Source organism: Dokdonella sp. (assembly GCF_036518555.1).
Taxonomy (GTDB): domain Bacteria; phylum Pseudomonadota; class Gammaproteobacteria; order Xanthomonadales; family Rhodanobacteraceae; genus Dokdonella_A.
In genome coordinates, this window is the sequence record NZ_DATDMY010000268.1 from 26,317 (window position 1) to 44,381 (window position 18,065).

General features: G+C 70.5%; 15 protein-coding genes and 1 other RNA gene. 11 read left to right on the forward strand and 5 right to left on the reverse strand.

What is annotated here, in order from left to right; translation table 11 throughout:
- Nucleotides 1-96: 96 nt before the first annotated feature.
- From cydX to mprF, 3 genes are all read left to right on the forward strand, one after another.
- Complete coding sequence (gene cydX, locus VI238_RS14520; protein WP_331652606.1) at nt 97-225, forward strand: cytochrome bd-I oxidase subunit CydX; 129 nt, start codon at nt 97-99, stop codon at nt 223-225.
- Nucleotides 226-289: 64 nt separating this feature from the next.
- Complete coding sequence (locus VI238_RS14525) at nt 290-1,114, forward strand: AcvB/VirJ family lysyl-phosphatidylglycerol hydrolase (RefSeq protein ID WP_331652608.1); 825 nt, start codon at nt 290-292, stop codon at nt 1,112-1,114.
- Nucleotides 1,115-1,273: 159 nt separating this feature from the next.
- Nucleotides 1,274-3,898: a bifunctional lysylphosphatidylglycerol flippase/synthetase MprF gene (gene mprF, locus VI238_RS14530; protein WP_331652609.1), complete on the forward strand. Its 2,625-nt coding sequence runs from the start codon at nt 1,274-1,276 to the stop codon at nt 3,896-3,898.
- Nucleotides 3,899-3,907: 9 nt separating this feature from the next.
- Here mprF and VI238_RS14535 read toward each other — a convergent pair whose 3' ends face one another.
- The 5 genes from VI238_RS14535 to VI238_RS14555 all read right to left on the reverse strand — a co-directional run bounded on the left by VI238_RS14535 (nt 3,908) and on the right by VI238_RS14555 (nt 8,866).
- Complete coding sequence (locus tag VI238_RS14535; protein ID WP_331652610.1) at nt 3,908-4,921, reverse strand: DUF2167 domain-containing protein; 1,014 nt, start codon at nt 4,919-4,921, stop codon at nt 3,908-3,910.
- Nucleotides 4,922-4,930: 9 nt separating this feature from the next.
- Nucleotides 4,931-5,395, reverse strand: coding sequence for a hypothetical protein (locus VI238_RS14540; RefSeq protein WP_331652612.1), 465 nt, complete (start codon nt 5,393-5,395; stop codon nt 4,931-4,933).
- Between the two features lie 95 nt (nt 5,396-5,490).
- Nucleotides 5,491-6,930, reverse strand: a complete 1,440-nt coding sequence (locus VI238_RS14545) for an AcvB/VirJ family lysyl-phosphatidylglycerol hydrolase (RefSeq protein WP_331652614.1) — start codon at nt 6,928-6,930, stop codon at nt 5,491-5,493.
- The gene (gene pepP / locus VI238_RS14550; RefSeq protein ID WP_331652616.1) at nt 6,927-8,240 is read right to left on the reverse strand and encodes a Xaa-Pro aminopeptidase; all 1,314 of its coding nucleotides are present in this window, start codon (nt 8,238-8,240) and stop codon (nt 6,927-6,929) included. Before pepP ends, VI238_RS14545 begins: the two co-directional genes overlap by 4 nt.
- Nucleotides 8,241-8,317: 77 nt before the next feature.
- Complete coding sequence (locus VI238_RS14555; protein ID WP_331652617.1) at nt 8,318-8,866, reverse strand: UPF0149 family protein; 549 nt, start codon at nt 8,864-8,866, stop codon at nt 8,318-8,320.
- A gap of 172 nt (nt 8,867-9,038) precedes the next feature.
- On the opposite strand from VI238_RS14555, the gene VI238_RS14560 reads away from it, so the two are divergent.
- The 8 genes from VI238_RS14560 to VI238_RS14595 form a co-directional block, all read left to right on the forward strand.
- The gene (locus VI238_RS14560) at nt 9,039-13,619 is read left to right on the forward strand and encodes an EAL domain-containing protein (RefSeq protein WP_331652619.1); all 4,581 of its coding nucleotides are present in this window, start codon (nt 9,039-9,041) and stop codon (nt 13,617-13,619) included.
- A gap of 87 nt (nt 13,620-13,706) precedes the next feature.
- Entirely contained in the window at nt 13,707-13,925 is a 219-nt protein-coding gene (locus VI238_RS14565) for a TIGR02449 family protein (protein ID WP_331652621.1), read from the forward strand.
- The gene (locus tag VI238_RS14570; RefSeq protein ID WP_331652623.1) at nt 13,922-14,227 is read left to right on the forward strand and encodes a cell division protein ZapA; all 306 of its coding nucleotides are present in this window, start codon (nt 13,922-13,924) and stop codon (nt 14,225-14,227) included. Before VI238_RS14565 ends, VI238_RS14570 begins: the two co-directional genes overlap by 4 nt.
- 7 nt (nt 14,228-14,234) lie before the next feature.
- Nucleotides 14,235-14,423: non-coding RNA, 6S RNA (gene ssrS / locus VI238_RS14575), on the forward strand.
- A gap of 263 nt (nt 14,424-14,686) precedes the next feature.
- Nucleotides 14,687-15,298: a 5-formyltetrahydrofolate cyclo-ligase gene (locus tag VI238_RS14580; RefSeq protein WP_331652625.1), complete on the forward strand. Its 612-nt coding sequence runs from the start codon at nt 14,687-14,689 to the stop codon at nt 15,296-15,298.
- 74 nt (nt 15,299-15,372) lie between these two features.
- On the forward strand, nt 15,373-15,825 hold the full coding sequence (locus VI238_RS14585) for an EVE domain-containing protein (protein ID WP_331652627.1): 453 nt from the start codon (nt 15,373-15,375) through the stop codon (nt 15,823-15,825).
- A gap of 127 nt (nt 15,826-15,952) precedes the next feature.
- The gene (rpiA, locus tag VI238_RS14590; RefSeq protein WP_331652629.1) at nt 15,953-16,597 is read left to right on the forward strand and encodes a ribose-5-phosphate isomerase RpiA; all 645 of its coding nucleotides are present in this window, start codon (nt 15,953-15,955) and stop codon (nt 16,595-16,597) included.
- A gap of 80 nt (nt 16,598-16,677) precedes the next feature.
- A partial coding sequence (locus VI238_RS14595; protein ID WP_331652631.1) for a choice-of-anchor Q domain-containing protein occupies nt 16,678-18,065 on the forward strand: 1,388 nt, incomplete at its 3' end.

Sequence of the window (18,065 nt, forward strand, 5' to 3'; positions counted from 1 at the left end):
CCGACGGGGAACCGGCGCTCGCGGCACGCGCTCGAAGCGAGCGACGAGTCCGGCGCCGGTCGGCCGGTTTCCGAACGATCACGAAGGAGGTTAGCCATGTGGTACTTCAGCTGGATCCTCGGCCTCGGCCTCGCGCTCGCGTTCGCGATCCTCAATGCGATGTGGTTCGAACTCGCCGCCGACGCGGCGGCGCATCGCGCCGCCGAGGAACCGCCCCCGCGTTGACCGACGTGGACGGCGCTCGCGGCTTCGGATAGGGTTCGGCGCGTTTCCACGCGATCGTCCTGCCTTGATCAACCCCGTCCGCCTCGTTGCTGCATTGCTTCCGTTAGCCGTGTGCGCGATCCCTGCGGCAGCCGCGAAGGTTCCCGTTTCCCGCGCGGCCGCGCCGCGGCACGCGGCCGCTCCCGCGAAGGATCCGAAGGTCGACCGCTGGATCGACGTGGGCGGCTTCGGCGCAATCGCGTTGTACCGTCCGCACGGCGACGCGCGTGGGCTCGTGCTGTTCGCCTCGGGCGACGGCGGCTGGAGCCTCGGTGTCACCGACATGGCCCACGAAGCGGCCGCGCTCGGCTACTGGGTCGCGGGGTTCAGCACGCCGCGCTTCCTCGCCGCGCTCGATGCCGGCGAAGGCGCCTGCAGCGACGCCGACGGCGTGCTCGCACGCCTCGCCGACAACCTCGTGCACGAACTCGCGCTGCCCACGCCGACGCGAGCGGTCGTCGTCGGTTACTCGTCCGGCGCGACAGTCGTCTATGCCGCGCTCGCCGCCGACGCGGGGCGGCGCTTCGGTGGCGGAATCAGCCTCGGCTTTTGCCCCGACCTGGTCATCCACAGGCCGTTTTGCCCCGGCACCGGCGGCCTCACCGCGCACTGGCAGTCGCATCCGCCTGCGTGGATATTCGACAAGCGCGATACCGTCGTTGCGCCATGGCGGATCCTGCAGGGCGAAGCCGACCAGGTCTGCGATCCGGCGTTCGCGCCCGAATTCGCCGATGGCCAGGCGGATGCGCAAGCGATCATGCTGCCGAAGGTCGGTCACGGCTTCGGTGTACCGAAGAACTGGCTCGGGCAGTATCGGCGCAGCCTGCGCGACCTGCTCGACGCGCGCTGAGCCATCGCGCCCGGCGGGGAACGGACCGCGCACGGCGGTGCACGGTGCGCGAGCCCGTCGTCCGCGTGCGGGGGCAGCCGCCCGTGCCCGGAATGTCTCCCGTCGCCCGACGCTTACCCTAGAATCCACGCCCTGCAATCCAGGGACGACGCAAGCGCCATGAGCACCACCGATACCGCCACGGCGCCCTCCGCGCGGCACGGCTGGAGGGCGCATCTGCGCTGGCTCGTTCCGATCGCGTTCCTGTCGCTCGTGGGTTGGCTGGTCTGGCGCGGCGTCGACGAGTTCGACCTGCCCGAGCTCCAGCGCACGCTGCTCGCGGTGCCGACCGTCGGCGCGCTCGGCGTCGCCGCGCTCGCGCTGGTCGCGGTCGCGTTCACCGGCCTCGTCGATGTCGCGATCGCGCGCTGGCTCGGCCTGCCGATCCCGGCCGGCGACATGCTGCGGCTCGCCTTCGTCGCGAACGCATTCGCCAACACCCTCAACCTCTCCGGCGCGGTCGGGTCCGGAGTGCGCTTGATCGGCTTCGCCGCGCGCAAGGTCGAACTCGCGCGCGGCGCTGCGCTGATCGGCCTGCAGGTCCTGTCGCTGCCGCTCGGGCTGTCGGTGCTCATCGTGATCACGCTCCTGCTCGGCTCGCGTCCGATCACGCCGGGCGCGACCACGCACTGGCTCGCAGTCGCGGTACTGGCCGCGGCCGCGTGCTACCTGCCCGCGTTCTTCGTGCTGACCACGCGCCGGCGCCTCATGCGTTGGCTACCCGCGGGGCGCGAGCTGCCGCCACTGCGCCTCAAGCTCGCGCTGACGGCGCTGTCGTTCGTCGACTGGGTGCTCAGCGCGGGCGTCCTGTACGGCTGCCTGTACATCTCGGGTGCGCATGTCAAACCGGGTCCCCTGCTCGGCAGTTTCGCCGCGGCACAGACGCTCGGCCTGCTGAGCCTGATCCCGGGCGGCTTCGGCGTGTTCGACGGCCTCATGCTGCTCGCGCTCTCCGGCGGCGGCTATGACAACGCGCAGGTACTGTCCGGCTTGTTCCTGTTCCGCATCGCCTACTACCTGCTGCCGTTGCTCGCGGGCCTCTACGTCGGCTCGAGCATGCTCGTCGGCCAGTTGCCGGGCGTCGCGCGCGCCGCCGCGCGGCTGCAGACGCACCCGTTGTTCGGCGTGCTCGGCCTGCCGGCGAACCTGCTTGCGGGTTTCGGCATCCGCGTGCTCGCCGTGCTCACGTTCGGCGCCGGCCTGCTGCTGCTCGCGTCGGCGGCGATCCCGGCCGTGCACGAGCATACGATCGTCGTGCGCGCCAACCTGCCGCTCGCCGCGGTCGAAGGTTCGTACTGGCTGTCGGTGCTCGCCGGCGTGCTGCTGCTCGGCCTCGGTCGCGGCATCGACGGCCGCCTGCGCGTCGCCTACAACCTCGCCCAGCCGCTGCTCGTCTTCGCGGCGCTGCTCGCGGTGACCAAGGGCCTGCACTTCGGCGAGGCACTGTTCCTGCTCGCGATCGCCGCGCTGCTGCGCCTGCGCAAACGCGAGTTCACCCAGCGCGCGATGAGCCTGACCTCGCTCACGACGTTCACCTGGCTCGCCGGCCTCATCGTCGTCGTGTGCGCGTTCTTCGCCGTCGGCGTCGGCATGATGCTCGGCGACGACAGCTTCGACCTCTGGTATTTCGGCTTCGGCGAACACTCCTCGCGCATCGTGCGCGGCCTGTTCGCGGCCGGTCTCGGCGTGTGCGGTTACCTCGTGTGGCAATCCTTCGCGGTGCGCCGGCCTTCGCTCAAGCTGCCCGACCGCGCCGAGCTCGAACGCGCGCGCGAGGTCTATCGCGAACACGGCGGCGGCGAGTTCGCCCATCTCAGCTTCATGGGCGACAAGCACCTGTTCTGGTCGGGCGACCACCACGCGGTGGTCGCCTACGGTGCGGTGCGCGACCGCCTCGTCGCGCTCGGCTCGCCGTCCGGCCCGCAGGAGGCGATCCGGCGCGCGATCCTCGATTTCCGCCAGTTCGCCGACGCGCAGGACCGCGCGCCGGTGTTCTACGAGGTGCTCGAGCCGGACCTGTCGCTCTACCACGACCTCGGCTTCGACCTGTTCAAGCTCGGCGAGCTCGCGACGCTGCGCCTCGACGAGTTCACGCTCGCCGGCAAGCGCTGGGAGGACCTGCGCCAGGCGGTCAACCGCTCGGTCAAGGAGCAGCTCACGTTCGAGATCGTCGAACCGCCGTTCGACACCGTCGTGATGAGTGAGGTCGAGCGCGTCTCCGATGCCTGGCTCGCCGACAAGGGCGCGCACGAGAAGGGCTTCTCGCTCGGCCGCTTCGACCCCGACTACTTCGCCTGGAGCCCGCTCGCACTCGTGCGCCGCGCCGGCGACCTCATCGCATTCGCGAACGTGCTGCCGCCGTACGGGCCGAACGGCACCGCGAGCGTCGACCTCATGCGCCATGTCGACGACGCGCCACGCGGGACGATGGATTTCCTGTTCGCGCGCGTGATGCAGTGGGCGAAGGAGCAAGGCCATGCGACCTTCAGTCTCGGCATGGCACCGCTGTCGAACGTCGGCGACAATCCGTACGCGCGCATCAACGAGCGGCTCGCCGCGCTCGCGTTCCGCTACGGCGGCCGCTTCTACAACTACCAGGGGCTGCGCCGCTACAAGGAGAAGTTCCAGCCCGACTGGATCGGCTCGTACCTCGCCTATCCGCGCGGACTATGGGTACCCGGCCTGCTGATCGACATCGCGGCGCTCGTCGCGGGCGGCTACCGGCGGTTCCTCAGCGGGCGCTGAACGCGGCGACTAGCGCACCAGAGCGCTCGCGAACGTGCCGGTCACGAGGGCGACGAGGTCGTATTTCGCCTTGCGGTCGAGCAGGCGGGACCGATCGGCGTAGGCTTGCCCCCGTTCGAAGCTGCTGCGCCCGGCGAGCAGGCGCACGCTGCGCAGGCACAGTTCGCGCTGCGACGGCAGCGCGTCGGCGATCGTGAAGACCAGCGCGCCGGAGCGTCCGAGACGCACCGAATAGCAGTCGAGGGCGTGCCGCGCATGCTCGCCCGCGTACGCGATCTCCTCGACCCAGGTCGCGGTGTGCGAGGCCGGATCGAGACGCGGCATCTCGGCGTAGTCGACGAGGCTGAATTCGGGTTCGCCCGCGTCCTGCTGGTCGGATACCGCCTTCGTCGCGCGCTGCCCCGCGGCGAGCAGCGTCTCGCGCGATTGCGCGGCGAACGTCTCGTCGCTGACGAAGCCGTCGGCAAGGTAATCGACGTCGACGTGCCAGGCGTTCTTGCCCGCGAGATCGACGCGCTCGTGCACGATCCAGCCGACGGTCTGCGCCTCGGGCTCGTCGTCGGTACCCGCGAACGCGGCCTGGAGCGCGTCGCGATCGATGAAGCGGAAGTGCTTGGGCACGTCGATCGATGCCTTCGCGACCGGGATATCCACCAGTCCGCCGCGCAGCGGCAAGTTCGCGAGCGCGACCGAACGCCGCACCTGCGCGCCGATGCCGTCGTCGGCAGGCGCCTCCGTGTCGTCATCCGCGACCATCGGCTCGTCCGGCGGCTGGTATCCGGCACCCCACGCCAGCGCGCCGGCCCACACCGCGACGAGAATGAACGAGGCGAGCAGCGGCGTGCGCACGCCGGCTTCCTTTTCGCCCCAGTACTTCACCAGCGCGTACAGGCCGACCGGCCAGAACAGCAGCATGAGAACCGCGAGCATCTGCTCCGTGCGCCAGACACGCACGAGCGCGAGCAGGTAAAGCAGCGCGGCGACGACCGGCAATGCCACGAGCAGATAAAGCGCGGTGAACATGCGGCGGCCTCAGCGGGAATGGATGTGCAGGACCTGCTCTTTCTTGAGCACGTACGTCGCGGCCCCGCCTTTGCGACGGATCTCCATCGTGACCTGGCGGGCGTCGGCCGAGACGACGACGCCGTTGTGCTCGCGTTCGTTCGCCGTCGTGATCGCGACGCGCTCGCCGATGTGGTAGCGCAGTTCGTCGAACGGGATCGCGTTTCCGTCCTGGTTCGGCGCCGCCAGCCATTCGTCGTCCGCGCTCGGGCGCGGCGCGACGACCGCCGCGACGACCGGCGTCTCCTTGACCGAATCGTCGTACGCAGGCACCGGCTTGCCTGCGTCGGGCGCGGCCGCCGCCGGCCCCGCCGCCATCAGCTCTTCGATGCGGGCTTCGTCCTGCTCGAGCGTCTGCGCAACCGCCGCGCCACCCGCGCACGCGGTCGCGATCGCGAGCGCGAAAAGCCAGCGATTTCCATTCGACCTGCCCATGGTTCCCCCTCGAGCTGACCGCGTCGATCCTTCGCATCGACCCCAGGCGGCCGGAAGCATAGACGATGGCGGTCGATCCACTCCAGCCGACGGCGTCACCGTACGACGGGAGCGGGCAGGTTGGCGACGATCGCGGCGCCCAGCGCGGCGTAGTCACCGTCGTAGTGATGGCCACCGGGCAGCCCGATCGCGCGCACGCGCGCGGGCAGCGGACCGCGGCAGATGCTGTCGTCCTCGTCATTGCCGTGCACGCACACGAGCGGCACGCGCGACGCGGCGAGCTCGGGCACGATCGGCAGCGCGTCGTCGTGGCGGGTGGAGCCGAACCAGTCGCCGACATGGATCTCGAACACGGCCGCGTCGTCGGGCGAGATCATCACGCCGCCCTGCACGCGCGCGAGCGCATCGGCGGGCAGCCGATTGACGATGACCGGGACGAGGCTCGCGCCGAACGAATAACCCACGACGACGAAGCGTGCGTCCGCGTCGTGCGCGCCGTAGTGGGCAATGACGCGGGCGATCGCGGCAGTGGCCGCGTCGGGCGTCTGCTTGTGCCAGAAGAACTTGAGGGTCGAAAACCCGATCACGCGTACGCCGTCGTCCGTCAGGGCTTCGGCGACGCCGCGGTCGAGACCGGCCCAGCCGCCATCGCCGGTCACGATGATCGCGACGCGGTGCGCATTCGCCGGATCCTTGGCGGGCGCACGCGGCGGGATCTCCGTGAGTGGCAGGTCGGCGAGGTCGTCCGGCAGCGCCGTGCGCTGCGCGTCCTCGCTGCGGCGCCATCGGCGCCACGCCGTACCGAGCTCGCGCGCGGGGTCGGCGACGCCGAACGCCGAGGGTGCGCAGGCGCGGAGCCAGTCCCACGCGGTCGCGAGCGGCACGGGCGCGACGTCGAGGCGCGCGCCAGCGGCGAACGGATGCGCCGACCATCGCAGCGGCAGGCGTTCGACGGGCTGCACCTGCCAGTCGCCGGCGGCGCTCGTGCGCGTCATCGCGCCGGCGTCGCCGGCGCAGAATGCCTTGGGAAAACGCACGGCATCGTCCCAGCCGAGCGTGAGCAGGCCCTCGAACGTGCCGAGCGGCGCCTGCGCGGCGAGCGCATAGGCGAACGTCGCGCCGGCGCCGTCACCGACGACGAGCGGTGCCGTGTAGCTCGCGACGCCTTCGTGGCGCTCGACCCAGTGCGCGACTTCCTCGACGTGCCCGGCCGGATACGAGCACGCGTCCTCGATCGCTTCCATGCGCTTGAGGTACGCGGGCAGGTCGATGCCGACCACGAGCGCGCCTTGTCTCGCCAGCGCATCGCCGAGGACCTGCTGGCGCGCGGTCCAGCCGTCGCGATCGGAGAACAGGAGCACCGCGTGGACGACGTCGCCCGCGGGCCGGTACAGGTGCAGCGAGCCGAACAGCCCGTAGTTGATCGTCGACGGCGGCGCAACGGGCGCCGAGGCTTGGAAAGCGCGGGTCGCGGCGGCGCCGGACGCATCCGTGGTCGCGAAGAGCAGCGCGAGCAGCGCATGCAGCAGGCTCATCCGACACCCGCCATCAAGGCCTCGATCTCGTCCGCGTGCTTGGGAACGCCGGCCGAGATCACCTCGGGCTCGCCGGCAGTGACGACCACGTCGTCCTCGATGCGGATGCCGATGCCGCGGAACTTCGCCGGCACGCCCTTCGCGTCCGGCGCGATGTACAGGCCGGGCTCGACCGTGACGACCATGCCCGGCTCGAGCACGCGGAACTCGCCGTCGATGCGGTAATCGCCGACGTCGTGCACGTCGAGGCCGAGCCAATGGCCGGTCTTGTGCATGTAGAACCGGCGATAGGCCTGCTCGCGCAGGTTCTTCTCGACGCTGCCGGCGAGCAGGCCGAGCCGGCACAGGCCGCGCGTGATCGTGCGCACGGCCGCCTCGTGGTAGGCGTCGAACGAGCGTCCCGCGCGCACCTGGTCGATCGCGTCGAGCTGCGCGGCGAGCACGACGTCGTAGAGCGCGCGCTGCTCGGTCGACCAGCGCCCGTTGACGGGCCACGTGCGCGTGATGTCCGATGCGTAGCACTGGAACTCGGCGCCGGCGTCGACGAGCAGCAGGTCGCCGTCGCGCAGCTCCGCATTGTTCGCGCGGTAGTGCAGCACGCAGCCGTTGGCGCCGCCACCGACGATCGGCTCGTAGCTCGGTACGGCGCCGTGCTTGCGGAACGCATGCAGCAGCTCGGCTTCCACTTCGTGCTCGTTGATGCCAGGCCGCGTCGCGCGCATCGCGCGCACGTGCGCCTCCGCGGCGATCTGCGCCGAACGGCGCATCAGGCGCAGTTCGGCGCGCGACTTGAACAGGCGCAGGTCGTGCAGCAGGTGCGACAAGGCGACGAACTCGTGCGGCGGCCTGGCGCCGAGGCGCACCTGCGCGCGCACGCGGTTGACCCAGCCGATGATCTTGAGATCGAACTCGGTATCGCGGCCGAAGTGGTAGTAGACGCGCGTGCGGCCCTCGATGAGGCCGGGCAGGATGTCGTCGATGTCGTCGATCGGGAACGCGTCGTCGAGGCCCCACGTCGAGACCGCGCCGTCGGTGCCGGCGCGCGGACCGTCCCAGCGCTCGCGCTCGGCATCGCGCTCGCGACAGAACAGGATCGTCTCACTCGGCGCGCGCCCCGGCACGAGCGCGAGCACGGCGTCGGGCTCGGGAAAGCCGGTGAGGTAGTGGAAGTCGCTGTCCTGCCGGTACGGGTAGTGCGCGTCGTTGTTGCGTACCCGTTCCGGCGCCGCCGCGACGATCACGATCGCGTCGGGCCCGGCCATGCGCATCAGCTGCTTGCGTCGGCGCGCGTATTCCCTGGGTTCGATCATCGGTCGAGCGCGCGGAGAGCGAATGACGTGCGTAGTATCCGCGATTCGCCCCGGATACCCAACGCCCCGCGCGGCGCTCAGTGCAGCGAGCGCGCCGTGCGCCCGCCGGCGCCGGTCTCGCGATGCAGGACCGCGATCGCGGTGCGCACGAAGTCGAGCACGTCGGCGAACGCCTGCTCGTCCTCCTTGCCGCCCTCGATCTCGAGGCGCGATGCGGCGATCGTTCCGAGGTCGGCGAGGATCTCGGCCGCATCGTCGCTGAGCCGAGCGCGCAGCGTCGTACCGACGAGGCCGAAGCCGCCGAGGAAGCCGCGACACCATTCGACGAGCGCCTCGGCGCGCCGCGCGAGCGGCGCGTCGCGCGCCGGCAGCAGCGGTACGACGCGCGCCGGATCCTGCTCGAACTGCGCGCTCGCGGCCGCGAGCAGCGCCTTCAGCGCGACATCGCGGACGGCATGCGCGTCGGCGGGCGCGAGTTCGAGGCGATCGAGCCAGTCGTCCGCGCCCGCGATGCCGCCCGCGCACAGATAACCGGTCAACGAACCGTGCAGGTCGCTCGGATTCACGCCGAGGCGCAACGCGGCGAGCGCGCCGGCGAGTTCCTCGTGGCTGGGACGTTCGGCCATCGGCGCTCGTGGGCAGTAAAGCGCGCAGTCTAGCAGGCCCCCGCGCGACGCCCTGTGGTCGGGCCACGCGGGGCAGTGGCCGGACGTGGCCGCGATCGGAACGTCGACGCCGCGAATGGAACCCGCGGCGGCGTTTGCCTACACTGCGATCAGCCCAATCCCGTCATTCCCAGTGCCCCGTCCGAGACCCGCGTCGTCATCGGTCCGATCGCGCCCGCTCCGTCGCTGGTGCGGCGGACTGCTTGCGCTGGGCTTCCTGCTGGCTGGAAGCGCACGCGGCGACGCGCTGCGACGCGACTTCTATTTCCAGACGATCACGACCGAACAAGGCCTCGCGCAGAACACGGTCAGCGCGTTCCTGCAGGATCGCGACGGCTTCCTCTGGGTCGGTACGGACAGCGGCCTGCAGCAGTACGACGGCTACGCGTTCACGACGTTCGAGCATTCCGGCGACGACCCCGCGAGCCTGCCCGAAGGTCCGATTTCCTCGCTCGCCGAGGACGGCGACGGCACGCTGTGGATCGGAACGCTCGGCTCCGGGCTCGTGCGGCATGCGCCGCACGCGGCCGGCTTCGAGCGCGTCGACCTCGGCGACGTCGCCAACGTCCACGCCCTGCTCGCCGACGCACGGCGCGGCCTGTGGATCGGTTGCGACGAGGGCATCGTTCTGCTCGACGGCCGCACGGGGCGGGTCGAGCGGCGCTGGCCGGTCAGTGCGGCCGACGGCCGCGGCGTGCTGTTCCGCCAGTTCCACGTCGACGAGGCGGGCGCGCTGTGGGTGGCGAGCTCCGGCGGCCTGCTGCGACTGGGCGCCGACGACGAGGCGCCGCGGCGCGTCGCCGCGGAGTCGATCGCCGACGCGCGCGCGCTGCTCACGCGTTTCGACGGACGCCTGCAGGTCGGCACCAGCGACGGCCTCTACCTCATCGACGCGAAGGGCGCCGCGCAGCGCATCTGGCCCGCGAGCGGCGAGCAGCTCGTGACCGCGATGGTCGAGGATGCGCGCCATCGCCTATGGCTCGGCGTGCAGAACGCGGGTGTCGCGCTGTTCGATCCCGTGCACGGCGACACGCAATGGCTGCGGCCGGATCCGAACACGCCCGGCAGCCTGCCCGATGCGATCGTCACGAGCATGCGTTTCGACCGCTCCGGCCTGCTCTGGCTCGGCTCGCACGAACGCGGCATCAGCAAGGTCGATCCCGAGGGCACGCCGTTCCGCTACGTCGCCGAGCGCGATCCGCAGCGGCCGCAGACCGCGACGAACTACGTGCGCGCCGTGTTCGAGGACGAAGCCGGCAGCCTCTGGATCGGCGCCAAGGACGGCCTCAAGCGCTACCTGCGCGACAGCAACCGCTTCGAGTACTTCGACGACCTCGCGCTGCAAGGCCTCAAGGGCGACATCCGCATCGGCGACATCGTCGTCTATGCGTTCGCGCAGGCCGACCACGGGCGCTTGTGGATCGCCACCGATCACGGCGCCGGCCTGTTCGATCCCGCGCGCCGGACCATCGCGTTCCTGCCGCGCGACCCGGACGGCACGCACGGCCTCGCCGACGCGAACGTGCGCAGCCTGCTCGAAGCCGACGACGGCAGCCTCTGGTTCGGCACCACGCGCGCCGGCATCGCCCGCTACGAGCCGCGCGCGAATCGCTGGACGAGCTTCCGGCGGGAGGCGGGCGGCGAAGCCGTCGGCGGCCTGAGCGACGACCGCGTGCTCGCACTGTACGAAGATCGCGACGGCCGCATCTGGTCGGGCAACATCAACGGCCTCAACCTCGTCGATGCGCAGGCGCGTACCGTGCGGGTGTTCCGCAGCGATGCGCACGACCCGCACTCGCTTTCGGCGAGCCTCGTCCGCTCGATCCACGAGGCGGCCGACGGCCACCTCTGGATCGGGACCCAGGCCGGCCTCAACCGGCTCGATTCGCTCGATGCGACGCACGCGCGCTTCTCGCGCTGGCAGCCACGCGACGGCCTGCCCGGCGCGACCGTCTACGCGATCCGCGACGACCGGCTGGCGCGGCTGTGGTTGAGCACGAACCGCGGCATCGCGTCGTTCGATCCGCAGACCGGCACGTTCCGCGCGTTCACGATCGCCGACGGCCTGCAGGGAATGGAGTTCAACGGCGGCGCGGTGGCGACCCTCGCCGACGGCGAGATCGCGTTCGGCGGCGTCAACGGCCTCAACCTGTTCGCTCCGCAAACGATCGTCGGCAGCCGCTACGCGGCGCCGGTCGTCTTCACCGCGGTTCGGGTCGGGTCGCAAGGCTCGCCCGCCCAGAGCGAGGGCGGCGTGCTGACGATGGAGGCGGCCGAGCGCGTCGTCCGGTTCGAGTTCGCCGCGCTCGATTTCGCCGCGCCCGAGCGCAACCGCTTCGCGTACCAGCTCGAGGGCTTCGACGAACACTGGGTCGATGCGGGGACGCGCCACGACGCCACCTACACGAACCTCGACGCGGGCCGCTACACGTTCCGCGTGCGCGCGAGCAATCGCGACGGCTACTGGAGCGACCGCGTCGCGCGCGCCGAGCTGCGCGTGACGCCGCCATGGTGGGACAGCCTCGCCGCGCGCACGCTCTACCTGCTCGCCGCGGCCGCGATCGCGCTCGTGCTCTGGCGCGCGCATCGCGAGCGGCGGCGCGAGGAGCGTTCGTATCACCGCGACCTGCGCGAACGCGAGGACCGCCTGCGCCTCGCGCTGTGGGGCTCGGGCGACGATTTCTGGGACTGGAACATGGCGAGCGGCACGATCGTCGTGACCGGGCCGGGCGACCTCTTCAGGGGCGTTTCGCGCGAACCGGTGGAACTGACGCGCGAGTGGTTCCGCGAGAACACGCATCCGGACGACCTGCCCGCGGTCGAACGACGCCTCGACCAGCACATCAACCGCACGACCGACACCTTCGAGTCCGAGCACCGCGTGCGCAACAAGAAGGGCGAATGGAGCTGGTCGCTCGCGCGCGGCAAGATCGTCGAGCGCGACAGCGACGGCCAGCCGCTGCGCATGTGCGGCACCGCGCGCGACGTCACCGCCGAACGCGCGGCCGAGCACGAGCGCCGCGTCGCGCACGAGGTCATCCGCAGCATGGGCGAAGCGGTCGCGGTGACCGACCTCGAATTCCGCTTCATGACGATCAACCCCGCGTTCACGCGCATCACCGGCTGGCGCGTCGAGGAGATCGTCGGCCGCTCGGCGGCGATCCTCAATTGCGCGCGGCACCCGGTCGAGCAGTACCTCGAACTGCGCGAAGTGCTCAATCGCGACGGCCACTGGCGCGGCGAACTGTGGCAGCGGCGCAAGACCGGCGAGGAGTTCCTCAGCTGGGTCGAGATTTCGGAGATCTGCGACGCCAACGGCAAGCGCACGCACTTCGTCAGCGTGACTTCCGACATCACCGACCGCAAGCGCGCCGAACAGGAACTGCGCTATCTCGCCAACTACGACGCGCTGACCGGCCTGCCGAACCGCACCCTGCTCAGCGAGCGCATCGCGCACGCGATCGCGCGCGCGCGGCGCAACGGACGCAAGGTCGCGGTCCTGTTCCTCGACCTGGACCGCTTCAAGCACGTCAACGATTCGATGGGCCATGCCGCCGGCGACAGCATGCTCAAGGCGGCCGGCGCGCGCCTGCGGCACGTCGTGCGCGAAGGCGATTCGGTCGCGCGCGTCGGCGGCGATGAATTCACGGTCGTGATCGAGGACATCGGCAGCAGCACCGAGGCCGAACACGTCGCGGCGAAGATCATCGCCGCGTTCGAGCAGCCGCTCGAGCTCGACAACGGCCAGGAGGTGGTCATCTCGCCGTCGATCGGCATCAGCCTGCACCCGGACCACGGCCAGGCGGCGAGCGACCTGCTCAAGTTCGCCGACACCGCGATGTACCAGGCCAAGGAGCACGGCCGCAAGACGTGGATGGTATACACCGAGGCGATGGACGCCGCCGCGCGCCTGCGCGCGACCACCGTGGCGGCCTTGCGCAAGGCGCTCGAGCGCAACGAGCTGACCCTGCACTACCAACCCAAGCTGTCCCTGCTCGACGACCGCATCACCGGCGTCGAGGCGCTGCTGCGCTGGCGCAGCGGCGACCTCGGCGACGTGTCGCCGGGCGTGTTCATCCCGATCGCCGAGGAGACCGGGATGATCATCGAGATCGGCGACTGGGTGGTCGAGCACGCGTGCGCGCAGCTCGCGCAGTGGCGCGACGCCGGCCTGCACGACATCACGATGTCGATCAACATATCGGTCGCGCAGCTCCTGCGCGGGGACCTGATCCGTCGCCTGTGCGACGTGCTCGCCGAGCACGACATCGCGCCGAACCAGCTCGAGCTCGAGCTCACCGAGAGCATGGTCATGGCGAACGCGGAGCAGTCGATCACGACGCTGCGCCGGCTCAAGGCGATCGGCGTCAACCTCGCGATCGACGATTTCGGCACCGGCTATTCGTCGTTGAGCTACCTCAAGCGCCTGCCGATCGACGCGCTCAAGATCGACAAGGAATTCGTCGGCGACATCACCACCGACCCCGACGACGAGGCGATCACTGCGACCGTGATCGCGATGGCCCATTCCCTCGGCCTCAACGTCGTCGCCGAAGGGGTCGAACGGGTCGAGCAGGTCGACTACCTGCGCGAGCAGGACTGCGACGAGGTGCAGGGCCACTGGCTCTCCTATCCGCTGCCCGCCGACCAGTGCCTCGCGTTCCTGCGCGAACGCGCGCAGCGGCGCCGGGCGGCGCTCGACGAACGCGGCTGAGGCCGCCGCGGGCCGGGCGCCATCGGCGCCGGGATCCGCGTCCTGCCTCGCTGTTCCCTGCCACGGATTCCCGCTATATTCGGCCGCATGTCCGCGCACGAGCAAAGCCTGCTGGCCATCAGCGAACGGGTCGACCGCCTGCTCGACCTGTGCCGCTCGCTGCAGGAGGAGAACCGCAGCCTGCGCAACAGCCAGGAGCAGCTCGCGAACGAGCGGGCGCAGCTGATCGCGCGCAACGAGCAGGCACGATCGCGCGTCGAGGCGATGATCATGCGGCTCAAGTCGCTGGAGCAGAACCAGGCATGAATGGTCCCGGCGAACCTGTCACCGTCCACATCCTCGACCGCGAGTTCCACGTCGCCTGCACGCCGGACGAGCGCGCCGGGCTCCTCGCCGCGGCTCGCTACCTCGACGAGAAGATGCGCGAGATGCGCAACAACGCGCGCACGGCCGGGCTCGACCGGATCGCGATCCTCGCCGCATTGAACATCTGCCATGAACTGCTCGACGAGCGCGCGCGGGAGTCGAGCGAATCCCGCCAGATGGCAGAGAAACTGCAAGCGATCAACCTGAAGCTTGAACGCGTGTTGCCCGCGTCACTACAATAGCGCCAGGTGTCCTCTGCAGTGCCCGGCAGCGCACTCTTACATATTGCCTTGTTCCTATAGACGACCCCGGGACGGCGAGACGACAACCGGTGTGCAGGTCCGCCACGAGCGGAAAGCCTTATGGTTCCGTCAGCCCTCCCACCTGATCCCGAGGATCAAGGTCGTTCGATGCGCACCGGCACATCGCGGAGGACATCTTCTTTTGCTTTCGTCCGTGAAAGCGGCTCTCTGAAGCGTTCGTGCGGTGTGCGCGCCGCGTTCTGGTCCAGTCCAGAGCGGCCGTCCTTGGCCGCACTTTTCAGGTGGAGCCCTTTGCTCGACCTTTTCGCCTGGGCGCGCTGCGGCGCAGCGGTCCTCACGGTCGTGCAAAACTCCTCGACGTCATGCCCGCGAAAGCGGGCATCCATTTTGCCCCTGATCCGGCCTCGACGTGAGCAGCGGCGCGCAGGACCCCATGACATGAACGCCACTCCCAACCGCGCCGTGCTGAGGAAGGCTCTGCGCGAGCGGCGTGCGGCGCTGCCGGCAGCGGAGCGGATCGCGGCGGCGCAGGCGGTCGTCGCGCAGCTCGAGCAGGTGCCCGAGTTCATGACCGATCGGCGCATCGGTGGCTATTGGGCCGTCGAGGGCGAGCTGCCGCTCGCCGCACTGATCGGCGGCATGCGAGCACGCGGCCAACAGTATTGCCTGCCCGTCGTCGGCGCGGATCGCCTGCTGCGCTTCGCGCCGTGGCGGCCGGGCGACGCATTGGCGACGAACCGGTTCGGCATCCCCGAGCCCGCCTTCGCGCCCACGCACCTGCTCGCCGCCGGCGAGCTCGACGTCGTGCTCGTGCCGATGCTCGGATTCGACCGCAACGGCCACCGGCTCGGCTTCGGCGGCGGGTGGTACGACCGCAGTTTCGCGTTCCTCGCCGCGCGCGCCGACGTCGGCAAGCCCGTACTCGTCGGCGTCGCCTATGCATGGCAGGAGATCGACGCCCTCGACGCACAGCCTTGGGACGTGCGCCTCGACTACGTCGCGACCGAGCGCGAACTGCTCGACTTCACCGCGCCGGTCGCGGCGCTGTAGGCGTTGCGCGCACGACGGACGCCCGCGCCGAAACCCGCTACTCTCGCCGCTTCACCGGCCGACGGATTGCGGCGATGCGCTACTGGCTCATGAAATCCGAACCCGACGTCTTCTCGATCGACGATCTCGCGCGCGTGCGCGTCGAGCCGTGGACCGGGGTGCGCAACTACCAGGCGCGCAACTTCATGCGCGACGGCATGAGCAAGGGCGACGGCGTGCTGTTCTACCATTCGAGCTGCGAGGTGCCCGGCGTCGCCGGCGTCGCCGAGGTCGCGAGCGCGGCCTACCCGGATCCGACCCAGTTCGATCGCACGAGCGAGTACTACGACGAGAAGAGCACGCGCGAGGATCCGCGTTGGATGCTCGTCGACGTCGCGTTCAAGCGCAAGCTCGGGCGCACCATCACGCTCGCCGAGCTGAAGGAGCACCCGCGCCTCGACGGCTTCGCGCTGCTGCAGCGGGGCAATCGCCTGTCGGTGCTGCCGGTGGCGAAGGCGCAGTGGGACGCGATCCTCGCGCTCGAGTAGCGAGCGGAACACGGGCCTGCGCCCGGTACGGGCGGGCGCCGCGTGACGACGCCTCGACCCGGCGCGTGAGCCGGCCGCGCCAAACGCGTACCATGCGCGACCTCGAACCCAGCCTGCGGAGCACGCGATGAGCCAGGACGACCAGAAGCGCCTTGCGGGGCGCGCCGCGATGCGCTACGTCGAGGACGGCATGATCGTCGGCGTCGGCACCGGTTCGACCGTCGCGCATTTCATCGACGCGTTGGCCGAGCGGCGCGCCGACATCGAGGGCGCGGTGTCGAGTTCGGAACAGTCGTCGCGCCTGTTGAAGGAGCGCGGCATCCCCGTGCTCGATCTCAACTCGACCGGCGACATTCCACTGTACGTCGACGGCGCCGACGAATGCGACGGCCGCAGGTGCCTGATCAAGGGTGGCGGCGCCGCACTCACGCGCGAGAAGATCGTCGCCGCGGCTTCGCGCACGTTCGTCTGCATCATCGACCCGGCCAAGCGTGTCGACGTACTCGGCCGCTTTCCGCTGCCGGTGGAAGTGATCCCGATGGCGCGCAGCTACGTCGCGCGCGAGATCGTCAAGCGCGGCGGCAATCCGGTCTGGCGTGACGGCGTCGTCACCGACAACGGCAACTGGATCCTCGACGTGCACGGCCTGCGCATCACGGAGCCGGTCGAGCTCGAGCGCGAGTTGAACCAGATCGCCGGCGTCGTCACGGTCGGGCTGTTCGCTCAGCGCCCGGCCGACGTCGTGCTGATCGGCGCCGAGGTCATGCGCTGAGCATTTGACCGTCTCGCCGCGGCCGTGCTCCCATGCGGGTCCAGCCCGCCGCCGCCGGCAGCCTCGACGGAGACCGCTGCATGACCGCCCCCTTCGCGCATCGCCTGCCGCGCCGATTGCTCGCGTCGGCCCTCGCGGCCGTCATCGGCGGCGCGTTCGCGTCCCCGGCCTGCGCGAAGCAAGCGGACTCGTCGCCGCGCCTGCGCGACGACCCTGCACGGCGCATCTTTCGCTCGTTCGCGCCCGACCGAAGCATGCCGCGCCCCTCCGCGCCCGCTGCCGTGCTGCCGGTGACGAATTGCGCCAATGACGGCCCCGGCAGCCTGCGCGCAGCCGTCGCCGCGGCCAGCGACAACGACGAGATCGACCTGCGCCACCTCGCATGCTCGCGCATCACGCTGACGACCGGCGGGATCGAGGTCGACGTCGACAGCCTCACGCTGACCGGCCCCGGTCGGGATCGCCTCACGATCGACGGCAACCGTTACGACCGCTTGCTCGTGCATCCGGGCTCGGGCGCGTTGACCGTGCAAGGCCTCGCGATCGAGAACGGATGGAACCGGGCGAGCGGCTTCGACGTCGCCGGCGGCGGCTGCATCGCCTCGGCTGCCTTCGTCTACCTGCGCGACTCGACCGTGCGCAACTGCTATGCGGGCGGGGAAGGCTCGTACGGCGGGGCGATCTACGCCTACGCCGTGACGCTCGACCGCAGCACGCTGTCCGGCAACGTCGCGAAGGGCATCCACGAGGATTCGGGCACGGCCGCGTTCGGCGGAGCGGTGTTCACGTACGTGCTCGACCTCACCGCGAGCACGGTCAGCGGCAACCGCGCCGAACACGTGGTGCGGCCCGGCCGATCGAGCTACGACATCGGCGGCGCGATCGTCGCCGTCGTCGGCGGCAACATCCGCAGTTCGACGATCGACACCAACTACAGCGAGGGTCGCGCCGGCGGCGTGGCCTCGTTCAACCCGCTGGCGGTGTCCAACAGCACGATATCGGGCAACGTCGCCGCGGACGGCGTCGGCGGTGGCGTGTTCATGCGCTGGCCCTCGGTCCTGTTCGCGACCAACAGCACGATTGCGGCGAACCGTTCCACCGCGGGCGGCGGCATCTGGATCGCGGCCGACGGCACCGAGCTGCACAGCACGATCGTCTACGGAAACTCGAGCACTTCAGGCTCCGCAAACGTGGGCGGAGTGGATCCGCTCGCGAACGAGCCCCTCGCCGTCGGCGGCGGCAACAACCTCATCGGGCTCAGCGATCCCGCGATCGCGCTGCCCGCCGACACGCGCGACGCCGATCCGCTGCTCGGGCCGCTGCGTGCCAACGGCGGCCCGACGCGCACGCACGCACTCGGCGTGGGCAGTCCGGCGATCGACGCGGGCAGCAACGTCGGCGGCCTCGCGTTCGACCAGCGCGGCGCGAACTTCCCGCGCGTGTTCGGTGCGGCGGCGGATATCGGCGC

Excerpts from the sequence above, each read along its gene's own strand:
- cydX (WP_331652606.1), top strand. The coding sequence starts at position 97 with ATGTGGTACTTCAGCTGGATCCTCGGCCTCGGCCTCGCGCTCGCGTTC.
- mprF (WP_331652609.1), top strand. The coding sequence starts at position 1,274 with ATGAGCACCACCGATACCGCCACGGCGCCCTCCGCGCGGCACGGCTGG.
- VI238_RS14535 (WP_331652610.1), bottom strand. The coding sequence starts at position 4,921 with ATGTTCACCGCGCTTTATCTGCTCGTGGCATTGCCGGTCGTCGCCGCG.
- VI238_RS14540 (WP_331652612.1), bottom strand. The coding sequence starts at position 5,395 with ATGGGCAGGTCGAATGGAAATCGCTGGCTTTTCGCGCTCGCGATCGCG.
- VI238_RS14545 (WP_331652614.1), bottom strand. The coding sequence starts at position 6,930 with ATGAGCCTGCTGCATGCGCTGCTCGCGCTGCTCTTCGCGACCACGGAT.
- pepP (WP_331652616.1), bottom strand. The coding sequence starts at position 8,240 with ATGATCGAACCCAGGGAATACGCGCGCCGACGCAAGCAGCTGATGCGC.
- VI238_RS14555 (WP_331652617.1), bottom strand. The coding sequence starts at position 8,866 with ATGGCCGAACGTCCCAGCCACGAGGAACTCGCCGGCGCGCTCGCCGCG.
- VI238_RS14565 (WP_331652621.1), top strand. The coding sequence starts at position 13,707 with ATGTCCGCGCACGAGCAAAGCCTGCTGGCCATCAGCGAACGGGTCGAC.
- VI238_RS14570 (WP_331652623.1), top strand. The coding sequence starts at position 13,922 with ATGAATGGTCCCGGCGAACCTGTCACCGTCCACATCCTCGACCGCGAG.
- VI238_RS14580 (WP_331652625.1), top strand. The coding sequence starts at position 14,687 with ATGAACGCCACTCCCAACCGCGCCGTGCTGAGGAAGGCTCTGCGCGAG.
- VI238_RS14585 (WP_331652627.1), top strand. The coding sequence starts at position 15,373 with ATGCGCTACTGGCTCATGAAATCCGAACCCGACGTCTTCTCGATCGAC.
- rpiA (WP_331652629.1), top strand. The coding sequence starts at position 15,953 with ATGAGCCAGGACGACCAGAAGCGCCTTGCGGGGCGCGCCGCGATGCGC.